The sequence below is a fragment of the Massilia sp. IC2-278 genome, from assembly GCF_020708045.1.
In the GTDB taxonomy this organism is placed as follows: Bacteria; Pseudomonadota; Gammaproteobacteria; order Burkholderiales; family Burkholderiaceae_D; genus Telluria.
The window spans coordinates 175580-190326 of sequence record NZ_JAJFES010000006.1 but is presented as its reverse complement, the minus strand read 5'-3'; the positions used below and the strand labels follow the sequence as shown (position 1 = coordinate 190326).

Here is a 14747-nt window from a genome sequence, read left to right as displayed (position 1 = left end):
CATTTGCAACAGCATGATGATGCCAGCTTGATTCTTACGAAGTCTATCGTATAATGCGGGGACACCCTTGGCTTACAAAGTTGCGAAAGCGCGTGTTCTGCAAGCCTTGAAAACCGGTGCTTACCTCCATGAGTCCCGCAGCGGGATCGATGTGAAGAACCTGCTGGCCATGGGGGAAATATCCGTCGAGGATGTGATGGCGCTGATCGCGCGCAGTTCCGGCACTGAGCATACCGAGAGCCCTCACCATGTTCTCAAGACCATACCCGTTCACTGCATTATTACCAAGGGCTGGTACATCAAGTTCTATTTCCTGGACCCGGACACCTGGTTCATCAGCGTTCATCAATGAGGCAAGTAATGACGGTGCGCATCTTATCCGCAGGCGACAAGGGCCAGGCCATCTGCGCGGCGTGCGCGGGCGTCGCCACGACCACGTACGCCTACCGCGACGTGCCTTTTTCGGATGGAAAAGGCCGGGCCAGCGATATCCTGGTCGGCGTGTGCGACTCCTGCGATGCCGTGTTGTCCATCCCCCCGCAATCGACCCCGGCGATCAAACGGGCGCGCAGCAGCGCGACCGAATCGATCGAGGCTGTCTTGCCGGCACCCTACGTCGACGCGCTCGATCTTGCCTGCTTCACGGTCGACCCGGCCGCGACAACCGAGCTGCGCAAGAAAATCGTGCTGTTCTATGTCCACAAATTCGCCGACGGCAGCTTCGATATCGAGGCGCTTCGTAGCACAAAGCCTTTCTTTTCTTTGCAGAGGGGGCAGGCCGTGCGCAGGCGTCGCTTATCGATGAAGGTATCGACGCGCCTGGCCGCGGATTTCAGCAAAGTCGTGACACAGACCGCCATGTCGCGGACGGACGTGCTGAAACAGGTTGTTGGCGAAATCAAACGCCAGATCGTCGATGGTGAAAATCCAGCTGTGCTTGGAGAATTGCGAACGCTGGCTTACCTTGAGTAATCTGGTCACTCCCCGTCGGGATTCAGGATCTTCAAAAAGGCGCGCACGACCGGCGCATCGTCCTGGCTGGTGGTGGTGATGTACAGGTTTGCCGACGGCGGATTGGTGCGGATCGGCAGGAAAGCCACGCCCGGCCAGCCGATGCGGCTGGTGGTCTGCGGCATCAGAGCCACGCCCAGGCGCGCGCCGACCATCGCCAGCAGGGTCTGCGGCTCGGCCGCTTCCTGGAAGATCGCCGGCTGGAAGCCCGCGTTCACGCAGCACTGGATCAGGTAGCGCGGTTCGGCCGACTGGTGCAGGTGCAGGGTCAGCATCGGCTCCTGGGCGATGTCCATCAGTTCAATCGCTTCCTCGCGCGCCAGCGGGTGTTCCTTGTGCACGGCCACGCAGAAATTCTCGCGGAAGCACAGCTGCTGGCGCAGGTGCGCCGCCTTCAGTTCTTCGTCGTCCAGTCTCGGCTCGCGCCAGAAGCCGACGTCGATCTGCTTCGAGCGCAGCGCTTCGAGCTGCTGGTCCGGGCCCAGCTCGTGCAGGGTCCAGGTCACGCGCGGGAACTCGGTCTGGAAGCGCTCCAGCAAACTCGGGATCGGCCCCCACATCGCCGAGCCGACGATGCCCACCCGCAGGCGGCCGACTTCGCCGCGGTCGATCTGGCGGATGGTGTCGATTGTCATGCGCATCCGGCCCAGCAGCTCGGAGGCTTCCGCCATCAGCGCCTTGCCGGCCACCGTCAGCTCGAAGCTGCGCGTGGTGCGCGCGAACAGGCGCACGCCGAGCTCGGACTCGAGCTTCATGATCTGCTGCGAGAGCGGCGGCTGCGAAATGTGCAGGCGCTCGGCGGCGCGGCTGAAACTCTTTTCCTCGGCCACGGCCAGGAAGTACTTCAGCTGTTTCAGATCGATCGACATAAGCTTGTGCTTACGCGTTGCCGTTCAGCGCCACGGCCAGGCGCGCGCCGACCAGGGCGTTGTGCTTGACCAGGGCGATGTTGGTGACCAGGCTGCGGCCTTCGGTGAGTTCCTTGATGCGCGCCAGCAGGAAGGGCGTGACCAGCTTGCCGGTCACGCCTTGCTGTTCAGCCTCGCCAAGCGCCTGCTCGGTGATGCGGTCGATCTCTTCCTTCGGCATGGCCGATTCCGCCGGCACCGGATTGCTGACCACCACGCCGCCATCCAGGCCGAGTTGCCACTTGGTGCGGATGAACGACGCCTGCGCTTCCGGCGTATCGAGCTGGAAGTCGGCCTTGAAGCCGCTTTCGCGCGTGAAGAAGGCCGGGAAGCCGGGCTGGCCGACGCTCACCACCGGCACGCCGTTCGTTTCCAGGTATTCCAGGGTCAGGCCGATGTCGAGGATGGACTTGACGCCGGCGCAGACCACGGCCACGTTGGTCTGTGCCAGTTCCTGCAGGTCGGCCGAGATGTCGAAGCTGGTCTCGGCGCCGCGGTGCACGCCGCCGATGCCGCCGGTGACGAACACTTCGATGCCGGCCAGCTGGGCGCAGATCATGGTCGCGGCCACGGTGGTGGCGCCGAGCAGCCGCTGCGACAGCACGTAGGCCAGGTCGCGGCGGCTGACTTTGATCGCGTCCTGCGCGGTGCCCAGGCGTTCCAGCTGCTCGTCGTTCAGGCCGACGCAGATCTTGCCGTCGATGATGGCGATGGTGGCCGGCACGGCGCCGGCGTCGCGGATGATCTGCTCGACTTCGCGCGCGGTCTGCACGTTCTGCGGGTAGGGCATGCCGTGCGAGATGATGGTCGATTCGAGGGCGACGACAGGCAGGCCGGCGTTGCGCGCGGCGGCGACTTCGGGGGAGAACAGCAGGAAGGATTGCATGGGTAGACCTTTATTCTTGAATCAATGCGCCGAAGGTATCGGGCGCTAGTTGCGGGCAAACGGTCTGGCGGCACTCGACCGTCATGGCCGACAGTTGCAGGCCGCGGCGGCAGGCCAGGGCCAGGTCGGCGCCGCCGCTGTGCAGCGACAGCACCAGGGCGGCGGCAAAGGCGTCGCCGGCGCCGGTGACGTCGACCACCTCGGCCGGCGGCGCGTCCAGGCGTTCGGCGCCGCCCGGCACGGTGAACAGCACGCCGCGCGCACCCAGCGTCACCACCACGTCTTCGGCGCCTTGCGCTTGCACTTCGCGGCAGGCGGCGGCCAGGTCGGCTTCGCCCTCGAGTGCGCGGCCGACGCGGGCGGCCAGTTCGCCTTCGTTCAGGATCAAGAGGCGCACGCCGGCCAGCGACGCCGGCAGGCGGTTCATCTTCGGCTCCGACACGGCGACCAGGATCAGCGACACGCTGTCGCGCGCGGCACCGAGCTGCAGGGTGGCGATGGCGTCATGCGTCAGGTTCAGGTCGGCCACGATCAGCGAGGCGCCGGTGCGCTGCTGCTGGCGCGTGTCGAGGAAGGCCGGGGTGATGCGGTCGTACAAGGCCATGTCGGCCAGGGCGACCACCATCTGGCCGTCGCCGTCGAGCACCGCGGTGTAGGTGCCGCTGCCGGCGTCGTCGAGCTTGAAGGCGCCGCGGGTGTCGATGCCGACGCTGTCGGCGTGGGCGAGCAGGGCGCGCCCGGAAGAATCGTTGCCGACCGCCGTGATCAGGGACACTGCCGCGCCCATGCGCGCCAGGTTCTCGGCGATGTTGCGGGCCACGCCGCCGAACGACTCGACGCCGCTGGCCGGGTTCGAGGTGCCCATCGCCAGCGTGCCTTCGGCGCGCAGCTTGCGGTCGAGGTTCGCGGCACCCACGCACAGGATCGGGCGGTTGTCCGGCAGCACGTAGGCGCGCCCGAGCAGGCGGCGTTCGCGCACCAGGGTGGCGATGTAGCCGGCAACGGCCGAGCGCGAGAGCCCGAGTTCGGCGGCGAGGTCCTGCTGCGAAATGAAGGGGTTCGCACGGATCAGCTCGTACAACTGTTCTTTCTTGGAGAGTTCAGTCACGGTCGGCACTTATAAACAAATGTTGTTCGATACTAGACAAATGTTTGCCAGCAGTCAATACACTGCCGCGACAATATTGTCCTGTTAGCTAAATTGTATCTGTAAGCCAACATGCAGCGGACATAAATTTACGTGGATTTATTTGTCAGACATATAAATGCTGAAGAAAAATGGTATTTGCCATACATATCGCCGATAATGCATAGTTAGAATAATTTTTGGCTTATCAGTGTCGAGCGCTCCGCTCGGGCGCTGCCTCTTCCGCGCCGCTCTCCACGACACGTCCTCACGACAGCCATCGCATTCACGCCTATCCATTAGATTCATACGAAGGAAAACCATGTCCAGCAATACCCCATTCGAAGCCGCCGACGTCATCCGCGCCCGCAAGCCGGGCTTCGAGCCGCGCGTCGCCATGATCCTCGGTTCCGGCCTTGGCGTGCTGGCCGAGCAGATGCTTGATGCCGTCTCGATCAGCTATGCCGACCTGCCGGGCTTCCCGATCAGCACCGTGCACGGCCACGCGGGCGAGCTGGTGCTGGGCACCCTGGCCGGCGTGCCGGTGGTCTGCATGAAGGGCCGCGGCCACTTCTACGAAGGCTATGGCGCCCACGTGATGACCTCGGCCGTGCGCACCTTCAAGCTGCTCGGCTGCGAGATGCTGCTGGTGACGAACGCCGCCGGCTCGCTGCGTCCTGAAGTCGATGCCGGCAGCGTCGTCGTCCTCTCCGACCACATCAACCTGCTGCCGGGCAGCCCGATGGCCGGCCCGAACGACGACCGCTTCGGCCCGCGCTTCTTCAGCATGGCCAACGCCTACGACGCCGACCTGCGCGCGCTGGTGAAGGAAACGGCAGCTGCGAAGAACATCACCCTGGCCGAAGGCGTGTACCTGGCAGCGCCAGGCCCGAACTTCGAGACCGCCGCCGAAATCCACGCCTTCAAGACCCTGGGCGCCGACGTGGTCGGCATGTCGGTGGTGCCGGAAGTGATCTCGGCGCGCCACTGCGGCCTGAAAGTGGTGGGCGTCTCGGCGATCACCAACCTGGCCGAAGGCCTGTCGCCGTTCCCGCTGTCGCACGAGCAGACCCTGAAGTACGCGGCGATTGCCGCCAAGGACCTGGTCACCCTGATCCATTCCTTCGTCGAGCGCCTGGCCTCGGTGCCACGCGCCACCGCCAACTAAACCACGAGCGATCTTATGTCACGCGCATTCATCCTCCTGCTGGACTCCTTCGGCCTGGGCGCGCTGCCCGACGCCGACAAATACGGCGACACCGGCGCCAACACCTTCGGCCACATCGCCGAGTGGGCCGCGAAAGAGGGCAAGCCGATGTCGCTGCCTAACCTGGAACGCCTGGGCCTGGCCGCCGCCGCCCATAAAGCCAGCGGCGAATGGGCCGCCGGCTTCGACCAGCGCGACGGCTTTACCGGCGCCTGGGGCGTCGCCCGCGAACAGTCGACCGGCAAGGACACGCAGAGCGGCCACTGGGAAATCGCCGGCGTGCCGGTGCTGTTCGACTGGGGCTACTTCCCGAAGACCGTACCGAGCTTCCCGCAAGAGCTGACCGACAAGTTGCAAGAGCTGACGGGCGTGCCGGGCTGGCTGGGTAACTGCCACGCCTCGGGCACCACCATCATCAACGAGCTGGGCGACGAACACGTTGCGAGCGGTAAGCCGATCCTCTACACCTCGGCCGACTCGGTGCTGCAGATCGCCGCGCACGAAGAGCACTTCGGCCTGGACCGCCTGTACGAAGTGTGCGAAGCGGCTTATGAGCTGGTCAAGCCCTACAACATCGGCCGCGTGATCGCGCGTCCTTTCGTGGGTGCGAACGGCGACTACAAGCGCACCAGCAACCGCCACGACTACGCCGTGCCACCGACCGCGCCGACGCTGCTGGACCACGTGAAGGAAGCCGGCGGCGAAGTCATCGCCCTGGGCAAGATCAGCGACATCTTCGCGGCGCAGGGCGTGACCCGCCTGGTGAAGGGCCCGGACAACATGGCCCTGTTCGACCGCCTGCTGGAAGTGGCCGACGAAGCGCCAGCCAAGTCCTTGAGCTTCGTGAACTTCGTCGACTTCGACATGCACTTCGGCCACCGCCGCGACGTCGCCGGCTATTCGAACGCGCTGCACGAACTCGACGCGCGCCTGCCCGAGTTCATGGCCAAGCTGAAGGACGGCGACCTGGTCGTGATCACCGCCGACCACGGCTGCGACCCGACCGCGCCAGGCTCGGACCACACGCGCGAGCACATCCCGATGATCTTCTTCGGCCCGAACGTCAAGGCGCAGGAGCTGCCGACCGCATCGACCTTCTCCGACATCGGCGCCACGCTGGCCAGCCACCTCGGCGTCCAACCCCTCTCCAACGGAACCGCACTGCTATGACCCAGAACCTGGACTTCAAACGTAACACCGCCGTCGGCCTCGACCTCGGCTGGGTCAACAGCCTGAAGGTGAACCGCAACGCGGCCGACCGCCGCGCCGCCAGCCTGGCGAACCGCCGCACGGTGAAGAAGGAATACCAGGCCGCCTGGCTGGTGCGCGCCATCGAGTGCATGGACCTGACCACGCTGTCGGGCGACGACACGCCGGGCCGCGTCGAGCGCCTGTGCCGCAAGGCGATGCGTCCGATCCGCACCGATTTGATGCAGGCCCTGGGCCTGGACACGCTGCAAACCGGCGCCGTCTGCGTGTACCACGAGATGATCGAACCGGCCGGCAAGATCCTGCAGGGCCGCCTGCCGATCGCCGCCGTGTCGACCGCCTTCCCGGCCGGTTTGTCGAGCATGGAAACCAAGCTGCGCGAAATCGAACTTTCGGTCGCCGCCGGCGCCACCGAGATCGACATCGTCATCACCCGCCAGCACGTGTTGACCGGTAACTGGCAAGCCCTGTACGACGAGATGCTCGCCTACCGCAAGGCCTGCGGCGAAGCGCACGTGAAAGCCATTCTCGCCACCGGCGACCTGGTCACGCTGGACAACGTGGCGAAAGCCTCGTGGGTCTGCATGATGGCCGGCGCCGACTTCATCAAGACCTCGACCGGCAAGGAAGGCGTGAACGCCACCATTCCGGTGTCGCTGGTGATGGTGCGCGCGATCCGCGAATACTACGAGCAGACCGGCTTCATGGTCGGCTACAAGCCGGCCGGCGGCGTGAGCACCGCCAAGAGCGCGCTCCAGTACCTGACGGTGATGAAGGAAGAGCTGGGCAACGAATGGCTGCAGCCGCACCTGTTCCGCATTGGTGCCTCCAGCCTCCTGACCGACATCGAACGCCAGCTCGAGCACTACGTGACCGGCGCCTACTCGGCCGCCCACCGCCACGCGCAACCTTAAACACCGAACGGATTCGTCATGCCAACAATTAAAGAGATTCTGCAAACTATGGATTACGGCCCCGCTCTTGAAACCACCAAAGAAGCACAAGCGTGGCTGGACCAGCATGGACGCCGTTTCGGCCTCTTCATCGACAACGAATGGACTGACGCTAGCGACACCTTCGCCTCGACCAACCCGGCCGACGGCGTGGAACTGGCGCAGATCACGCAAGCCACGAGCGACGACGTAGAGCGCGCCGTTGCTGCCGCACGCCGTGCCCAGCCGGGCTGGGTGGCCATGGGCGGCGCCGGCCGCGCGAAGGTCATGTACGCGATCGCGCGCCTGCTGCAAAAGCACTCGCGCCTGTTTGCCGTGCTCGAAACCCTGGACAACGGCAAGACCATCCGCGAAACCCGCGATGCCGACCTGCCTTTGGCCGCACGCCACTTCTACCACCACGCCGGCTGGGCCGCGCTGCAGGCCGAAGAATTCGCCGACTACCGCGCCGTGGGCGTGGTCGGCCAGATCGTGCCGTGGAACTTCCCGCTCTTGATGCTGGCGTGGAAAATCGCCCCGGCCCTGGCCGCCGGTAACACGGTCGTGTTCAAGCCGGCCGAGTTCACCTCGCTCACCGCGCTGCTGTTCGCCGAGATCTGCCAGCAGGCCGGCGTGCCGGCCGGCGTGGTGAACATCGTCACCGGCGACGGCCGCGTGGGCGAAGCCATCGTGAACCACCCTGGCATCGACAAGCTGGCCTTTACCGGTTCGACCGAAGTCGGCCGCATCATCCGCAAAGCCACCGCAGGCAGCGGCAAGAAGCTGTCGCTGGAACTCGGTGGCAAGTCGCCGTTCATCGTGTTCGACGACGCCGATCTGGATGCCGCCGTTGAAGGCCTGGTCGACTCGATCTGGTTCAACCAGGGGCAGGTCTGCTGCGCCGGTTCGCGCCTGCTGGTGCAGGAATCGGTGTACGACCGCTTCATCGCCAAGGTCAAGGCACGCATGCAGAACCTGCGCGTCGGCTCGCCGCTCGACAAATCGAACGACATCGGCGCCCTGGTCGACCCGGTGCAGCAGCAGCGCATCCACGGCCTGGTGGAAGCCGCCCGCGCCGAAGGCTGCGAGATCTGGCAACCAAGCTGCGAAGCCCCACAAGCCGGCTCGTGGTACCTGCCGACCCTGATCACCGGCGCCTCGACTTCGGCCGCCGTGGCCCAGACCGAAATCTTCGGACCGGTGCTGGTCGCCATGAGCTTCCGCACCCCGGGCGAAGCCGTCCAGCTGGCCAACAACACCGTGTACGGCCTGGCTGCCTGCGTGTGGTCGGAATCGATCTCGCTGGCGCTGGACGTGGCGCCGCAGATCAAGGCCGGCGTGGTGTGGATCAACACCGCGAACCAGTTCGACGCCGCCTGCGGCTTCGGCGGCTACAAGGAATCGGGCTTCGGGCGCGAAGGCGGCAAGGAAGGCATGTACGAGTACCTGACCGCGCTGTCGGAAGATGCACGCCCAAGCGCACCAGTCGTGGCAGCCAAGGTCGCCGCCAAGCCGGCAGCCGGCGACAGCCCGTTCGCCGTCGACCGCACCGCCAAGCTCTACATCGGCGGCAAGCAGGCCCGCCCGGACGGCGCCTACAGCCGCGCCATCCACGGCGCGGACGGCAGCTTCCTGGCCGACATCGGCGAAGGCAGCCGCAAGGACATCCGCAATGCCGTGGAAGCGGCGCACAAGGCGGCCGGCTGGAGCAAGGCCACCGCGCACAACCGCGCCCAGGTGCTGTACTACATCGCCGAGAACCTGGCGATCCGCGCCGACGAATTCGCGCAGCGCATCGCCGCACAGACCGGCTCGAAGGACGCCGCACGCGAAGTGCAGGCGTCGATCGAGCGCCTGTTCTACTGGGCGGCATGGGCCGACAAGTACGACGGCCTGGCGCACCAGCCGCCGATGCACGGCGTCACCGTGGCGCTGAACGAACCGGTCGGCGTGATCGGCATCGTCTGCCCGAACGAGAACCCGCTGCTGGGCTTCATCTCGCTGGTGGCGCCGGCGCTGGCCATGGGTAACCGCGTGGTGGCGGTGCCGTCGGAAGCGCATCCGCTCTCGAGCACCGACCTGTACCAGGTGCTGGACACTTCGGACCTGCCGGGCGGCGCGCTGAACATCGTTACCGGTTCGGCCGACGAGCTGGCGCGCACGCTGGCCACCCACGGCGACATCGATGCGGTGTGGCGTCACGACGGTTCGGCGGAAGGTTGCGCCGAAGTCGAGCGCCTGTCGAGCGAAACGCTGAAGCGCACCTGGGTCGGCGGCGGCAAGGGCCGCGACTGGTTCGATGCGAAACAGGCCTGCGGCCGCGCCGTGCTGCAGCACGCGACCCAGGTGAAAAACATCTGGATTCCGTACGGCGTTTGAGATGGCATGAATAAACCGTTGCGTGTGAATGCAACGGGTAGGGTGGACGGGTCTTTCCGTCCACGCGTCGATCGTTAGCAGTCGCCGGTTCGAGCACGAAACGGCAGGCGACAGAGATCACCGCGTGGACGGGGAACCCGTCCACCCTACGTCGTTTTCGGCGCGATCCTTACGCTCGCGTCCATTTGAACTATTTGATTTAGAGAGGCGAACGTCCCATGTTCCTCCCCCAAGAAATCGTCCGCAAGAAGCGCGACGGCGGCACCCTGACCGCGGAAGAAATCCAGTTTTTCGTGCGCGGCATCCCTGACGGCAGCGTCACCGAAGGCCAGATCGCGGCGCTCGCGATGGCCGTCTACTTCAACGACATGAGCATGGACGAACGCGTTGCCTTCACCCTGGCGATGCGCGACTCGGGCCAGGTCCTGGAATGGAAATCGATGAACCTGCCCGGCCCCGTGGTCGACAAGCACTCGACCGGCGGCGTCGGCGACGTGGTCTCGCTCATGCTGGGACCGATGATCGCAGCCTGCGGCGGCTTCGTGCCGATGATCTCGGGCCGCGGCCTGGGCCACACCGGCGGCACCCTCGATAAATTCGATTCGATCCCGGGCTACAGCACCGTGCCCGACCCTGAACTGTTCCGCAAGGTGGTCAAGGAAGTCGGCGTCGCCATCATCGGCCAGACCGCCCAGCTGGCGCCGGCCGACAAGCGCTTCTACAGCATCCGCGACACCACGGCGACCGTGGAATCGGTGGCCATGATCACCGGCTCGATCCTGTCGAAAAAGCTGTCGGCCGGCCTCGATGCGCTGGTGATGGACGTGAAAGTCGGCAGCGGCGCCTTCATGCCGACCCCGGCAAAATCGCTGGAACTCGCCGAGAGCATCGTCGCCGTCGGCAACGGCGCCGGCACCCGCACCTCGGCCATCCTGACCGGCATGGACGAGTCGCTGTGCCACGCCGCCGGTAACGCCGTCGAAGTGCGCGTCGCCATCGACTACCTGACCGGCAAGGCACGCCCGGCACGCCTGCACGAAGTGACGATGGCGCTGTGCGCCGAGATGCTGGTGATCTCCGGCCTGGCCACGAGCGACGTCGAAGCCCGCGCCAAGCTGCAAGCCGCGCTGGATTCGGGCGAAGCCGCCGAACGCTTCGCGCGCATGGTCACCGCCCTCGGCGGCCCGGCCGATTTGATGGACAAGCCGGACGCCTACCTGGAAACCGCACCAATCATCGTGCCGGTACCGGCCCTGCAAGCCGGTTACGCCACCTCGGTCGATACCCGTGGCCTGGGCCTGGCTGTCGTTGCCCTGGGCGGAGGCCGCGTGCGTCCGCAGGACGCGATCGACTTCGCCGTCGGCCTGACGAACCTGGTGGAACTGGGCGACCGGATCGAAGTCGGCCAGCCGCTGGGCACCGTGCATGCGCGCACCCAGGCCGCCGCCGAGCAGGCCGTGCGCCAGGTGCAGGCCGCGTACCAGATCGGTGCCGAGAAGGCAGCCGTGCAGCCGATGATCCACCGCACCATTCGTCCGGAGTAAGCACCGTGAAATACGACAAGCTGATCGAAGAAGCGCGCGCCGCACGCGAACTGGCCTACGTGCCGTATTCGAACTTCCAGGTCGGCGCCGCCCTGGAATGCAAGGACGGCCGCATCTTCCGTGGCTGTAACGTCGAAAACGCGTCCTACGGCCTGTGCAACTGCGCCGAGCGCACCGCCTTCTTCTCGGCGATTGCCCACGGCTACAAGCCGGGCGACTTCGCGGCGCTGGCCGTGATCGGCCAGACCGACGGCCCGATCGCGCCATGCGGCGCCTGCCGCCAGGTCGTACTGGAACTGGGCGGCAACGCGTTGCCGGTCGTCCTCACCAACCTGAAGGGCGATGTGTTCGAAACCACGGCGGCGGCGCAATTGCCGAATGCCTTTGGTAGCTGGGACCTGAACAAGTGATGCTTCGATGAGGTAATGGGCGCCGTGCTGGAAGGCACGGGGCTTGTCGCATCGTTTTGGAGCGCTGCCCGCGCAAGCGGAGCAGCGCTTTTTTCGTCTATTGCGCAAGTGTTCGGATTGTTCTGACTTCGTCTGGCGTGGTTTTCCGAATGCGAGCGCCGACGTACTGTTGCTGATTTGCCGAACTATGTTACGGCGGCAAGTGGCCTGATCTTGCGCAATTTCCGCATGGCAGACTCGACGTGTAATCGCTGGGTTCGGGCTGCCGTGCACGCTACCGCTGTGCGCCGATGCAGCCTGCATTCCACGGGAGCTCGCGCATGCGGCAACACATCCAGGCAGGCCTACTCGCAGCGTTCGCGCGTACTACCCAGACGACGCGCCTGGTCAGGCTGACGACGCCGCTCGGCGAGGACTTGCTGGCCGAATGCGTGCGCGGCGAAGAGGGTATCAGCACGGGATTCACCTTCCGCATCGACGTCTTGTGCGAGGATGCCCACCTGCCGCTGAAAACCCTGCTCGGCCAGCCGGCCCTGCTGCAATTGCTGACCGCCGCCAGCCGCGATGCGCTGCGGCCGTTTCACGGGCACATCGCGGCAGCGCAGATCAGCGGCGCGAACGGCGGCCTGGCCCGCTACCACCTCACCCTGCAACCCTGGAGCAGCTTTCTCGGCCTGGGCCGCGACAGCCGCATCTTCCAGGACATGACGGTCTTCGACATCCTCGACGCCGTGTTCGCCGCATACCAGAGCAAAGGCCGGCTGATGCCGGCATGGCGCTACGAGATTGCCGACCGCCGCATCTATCCACGGCGCAGCTTGACGACGCAATACCAGGAAAGCGACCTGGCCTTTGCCGAGCGCCTGATGCACGAGGAAGGCCTGTTCTATTTCTTCGAGCACGACGGCGACCCGCGCAACGCCGCGCTCGGTTGCCACACGATGGTGATTGCCGACCACAACGGCGCCTTCCAGCCGAATGCGCAGGCGGCAGTGCGCTTCACGCAAGCCAGCGCCGTGATGCGCGCCGACAGCATCGACCGCTGGCGTACCGAATCGCGCCTGCGCACCGATGCCGTGGAGATGGGCAGCTGGGACTATCGCAGCGCAGGCCAACGCCAGGTAAGCGCCGCCGGCGTGGGTGGCGACGCCAGCCTGAGCAGCCGCGACGCGCCCGGCACCTATGCCTGGACCGACCGCGAGCACGGGCAGCGCATCGTCACCAGGCAGATCGAGGCGCTGGAAGCCACGCACCAGGTGCATGTGGGCGCGGGGACGGTGCGCACCTTTGCGCCCGGCACCACGTTTGCGCTGCACGGTCACGCCCGCTTCGACGAAGCGCGCGACGATGCCGGGCGCAGCTTCACCATCGTGCGCACGGTGCACCTGATGCACAACAATTTGTCGGCGGAGGTGAACGGCAGCGTGCATGCCCTGCTGGGAAAAGGCGCCGTGGCCGCAACCCTCGATGCGGAAGCCGGCATGCGTGTGGCCGGGGCCGGCATCGGCGAACGCCCCCTGTATCGCAACCGTTTCGACGCCTTGTTGGCCAGCATCCCCTACCGCAGCAGCGGCGTCGATGCGCACGGCCAGCTGCTGCATCCGCGTCCCACGGTGCGCGGGCAGCAGACGGCGATCGTGGTCGGTGCAGCCGGCGCCACCGTCCATACCGACCGCGATCACCGCATCAAGCTGCAATTTCACTGGCAGCGTGGCGAGGCCAGCCATAGCCGGCTGGCGCATCCGTCTCCTGAACGACATACCGGCGCACCCGGCAATGACTCGGCAGGCACCTGGGTGAGGGTGATGACGCCGCTCGCCGGCGCCAACTGGGGCAGCAACATGCTGCCGCGCGTCGGGCAGGAAGTGCTGGTCGATTTCATGGATGGCGATATCGACCGGCCGGTAGTGATTGGTGCGCTGTACAACGGGCGTGGGCAGGCCGATGCCCAGCACAACAGCATGGCGTATGGCGCAGGCGCGGTGACGGGCAATGCGCCGGCGTGGTTCCCAGGCGAGGGCGGGGCGCATGCGCATCCGGCGGTGCTGTCGGGGATCAAGTCGCAGGCGATGCGGGATAACCAGGGCGGGAGCGGGGCCTATAACCAGCTGGTGTTCGATGACAGCGCGGAGCAGGCGCGGCTTGTATTACAGCGGCATGGCAAGGCGCACGATGGGTCGGCGGAGCTGAACCTGGGGCATTTGCGGCATCAGAGCGATAACGGGCGGCTGGAAGGGGTGGGATTCGGGGCGGAGTTGAAGAGCGAGCAGAGTGCTGCGCTTCGGGCTGGGCAGGGTGTGTTGTTGTCTTGCGATGGGCGCCATGGCGGCAGTAGTGGGCAGCTGGATGCGCGGGAAGCGGTCGGGCAGATCGAGTCGAGCCGGCAGATGGCGCTTGGCCTGGCAACGCAGGCGCAGAAGCATCACGCGAAGCTGAAAAATGAGCCGGAAGCGGAGAGTCTGGCCGTATTCAAAGCCCTCGGACGCAGTGTCGAGGTGCTCGGCAGTATGGAGAACGGCAGTAGCAGTGATGTGGGTGGGCAGGGCAAAGTGACGGCTTTCAGTGAACCGCATATGCAGTTGTCGGCGCCTGCCGGGATCGTTGCCGGAACATCCGGAAGCGTGACGGTTACTGCCGAAGCGACCGCCAGCATGAGCGCCGGGCAGGACATCAACTTCGCTGCACAGGGGAATACAGGCATTGCCGTCATTCGCGGCATCAGCCTGTTCAGCTACGGCAAAGTCGCCAACAGCAAGAAGCCGAACCAGGAGGCCGGCCTGAAGCTGCATGCGGCCAGCGGAAAGCTGAGCAGCCAAAGCCAGTCGGGTGCGAGCTCCTTGGTGGCCGACAAGCTGGTGACGGTTGCCAGTGTCGGCAAGTCAGTCGCGGTCGCGGCTCCCACAAAGCATGTGCTGCTGACCGCGCAAGGCGCGTACATCAAGCTGGAAGGCGGGAACATCGAGGTCCACGCGCCCGGCAAGGTGGATTTCAAGGCGAGCAAAAAGGAATTGGCAGGGCCGCAAAGCGCCGGCCAGGAAAAAACGCTGCCGAAACCTGGTGAGCTGAAGCTGTGCGAGTACCGTGCAGCAGGCGCTGCGGCTGCCGGCGACAGTACTGTTCCTCTGTCGTGATGGG

General features: G+C 65.6%; 12 protein-coding genes. 9 read left to right on the top strand and 3 right to left on the bottom strand.

Annotation, left to right across the window (positions count from 1 at the left end; all coding sequences use genetic code 11):
- Positions 1-67: 67 nt before the first annotated feature.
- On the top strand, positions 68-352 hold the full coding sequence (locus LK540_RS14120) for a hypothetical protein (protein ID WP_229437930.1): 285 nt from the start codon (positions 68-70) through the stop codon (positions 350-352).
- Positions 353-360: 8 nt separating this feature from the next.
- Positions 361-972 carry a hypothetical protein gene (locus LK540_RS14115; protein ID WP_229437929.1) on the top strand — a complete coding sequence of 204 codons (612 nt, stop codon included), beginning with the start codon at positions 361-363 and terminating at the stop codon, positions 970-972.
- A 5-nt stretch (positions 973-977) separates the two neighbouring features.
- Here the strand turns inward: LK540_RS14115 and LK540_RS14110 are convergent, their stop codons facing one another.
- The 3 genes from LK540_RS14110 to LK540_RS14100 are packed head-to-tail and all read right to left on the bottom strand — an operon-like array spanning position 978 to position 3913.
- The gene (locus tag LK540_RS14110; RefSeq protein WP_229437928.1) at positions 978-1880 is read right to left on the bottom strand and encodes a LysR family transcriptional regulator; all 903 of its coding nucleotides are present in this window, start codon (positions 1878-1880) and stop codon (positions 978-980) included.
- A gap of 10 nt (positions 1881-1890) precedes the next feature.
- On the bottom strand, positions 1891-2805 hold the full coding sequence (locus tag LK540_RS14105) for a pseudouridine-5'-phosphate glycosidase (RefSeq protein WP_229437927.1): 915 nt from the start codon (positions 2803-2805) through the stop codon (positions 1891-1893).
- A gap of 10 nt (positions 2806-2815) precedes the next feature.
- Positions 2816-3913: a carbohydrate kinase gene (locus tag LK540_RS14100; RefSeq protein ID WP_229437926.1), complete on the bottom strand. Its 1098-nt coding sequence runs from the start codon at positions 3911-3913 to the stop codon at positions 2816-2818.
- Between the two features lie 340 nt (positions 3914-4253).
- Here LK540_RS14100 and xapA point away from each other — a divergent pair, with 340 nt between their 5' ends.
- The 7 genes from xapA to LK540_RS14065 all read left to right on the top strand — a co-directional run bounded on the left by xapA (position 4254) and on the right by LK540_RS14065 (position 14743).
- The gene (gene xapA, locus LK540_RS14095; RefSeq protein ID WP_229437925.1) at positions 4254-5099 is read left to right on the top strand and encodes a xanthosine phosphorylase; all 846 of its coding nucleotides are present in this window, start codon (positions 4254-4256) and stop codon (positions 5097-5099) included.
- 15 nt (positions 5100-5114) lie between these two features.
- A complete protein-coding gene (locus LK540_RS14090; RefSeq protein WP_229437924.1) occupies positions 5115-6308 on the top strand; it encodes a phosphopentomutase in 1194 nt (397 codons plus the stop codon).
- The gene (deoC, locus tag LK540_RS14085) at positions 6305-7261 is read left to right on the top strand and encodes a deoxyribose-phosphate aldolase (protein WP_229437923.1); all 957 of its coding nucleotides are present in this window, start codon (positions 6305-6307) and stop codon (positions 7259-7261) included. The genes LK540_RS14090 and deoC overlap by 4 nt, the downstream gene beginning before the upstream one ends.
- Positions 7262-7279: 18 nt before the next feature.
- Complete coding sequence (locus LK540_RS14080) at positions 7280-9658, top strand: aldehyde dehydrogenase family protein (RefSeq protein WP_374041362.1); 2379 nt, start codon at positions 7280-7282, stop codon at positions 9656-9658.
- 218 nt (positions 9659-9876) lie between these two features.
- On the top strand, positions 9877-11202 hold the full coding sequence (deoA, locus tag LK540_RS14075) for a thymidine phosphorylase (protein WP_229437921.1): 1326 nt from the start codon (positions 9877-9879) through the stop codon (positions 11200-11202).
- A gap of 5 nt (positions 11203-11207) precedes the next feature.
- Positions 11208-11612, top strand: coding sequence for a cytidine deaminase (locus LK540_RS14070; protein WP_229437920.1), 405 nt, complete (start codon positions 11208-11210; stop codon positions 11610-11612).
- 320 nt (positions 11613-11932) lie between these two features.
- A complete protein-coding gene (locus LK540_RS14065) occupies positions 11933-14743 on the top strand; it encodes a type VI secretion system Vgr family protein (RefSeq protein ID WP_229437919.1) in 2811 nt (936 codons plus the stop codon).
- Positions 14744-14747 lie beyond the last annotated feature (4 nt).

What these genes read in the sequence shown, in the direction of transcription:
- xapA (WP_229437925.1), top strand. Translation starts at nt 4,254, where the DNA reads ATGTCCAGCAATACCCCATTCGAAGCCGCCGACGTCATCCGCGCCCGC.
- deoC (WP_229437923.1), top strand. Translation starts at nt 6,305, where the DNA reads ATGACCCAGAACCTGGACTTCAAACGTAACACCGCCGTCGGCCTCGAC.
- LK540_RS14105 (WP_229437927.1), bottom strand. Translation starts at nt 2,805, where the DNA reads ATGCAATCCTTCCTGCTGTTCTCCCCCGAAGTCGCCGCCGCGCGCAAC.
- LK540_RS14115 (WP_229437929.1), top strand. Translation starts at nt 361, where the DNA reads ATGACGGTGCGCATCTTATCCGCAGGCGACAAGGGCCAGGCCATCTGC.
- LK540_RS14065 (WP_229437919.1), top strand. Translation starts at nt 11,933, where the DNA reads ATGCGGCAACACATCCAGGCAGGCCTACTCGCAGCGTTCGCGCGTACT.
- deoA (WP_229437921.1), top strand. Translation starts at nt 9,877, where the DNA reads ATGTTCCTCCCCCAAGAAATCGTCCGCAAGAAGCGCGACGGCGGCACC.
- LK540_RS14110 (WP_229437928.1), bottom strand. Translation starts at nt 1,880, where the DNA reads ATGTCGATCGATCTGAAACAGCTGAAGTACTTCCTGGCCGTGGCCGAG.
- LK540_RS14080 (WP_374041362.1), top strand. Translation starts at nt 7,280, where the DNA reads ATGCCAACAATTAAAGAGATTCTGCAAACTATGGATTACGGCCCCGCT.
- LK540_RS14090 (WP_229437924.1), top strand. Translation starts at nt 5,115, where the DNA reads ATGTCACGCGCATTCATCCTCCTGCTGGACTCCTTCGGCCTGGGCGCG.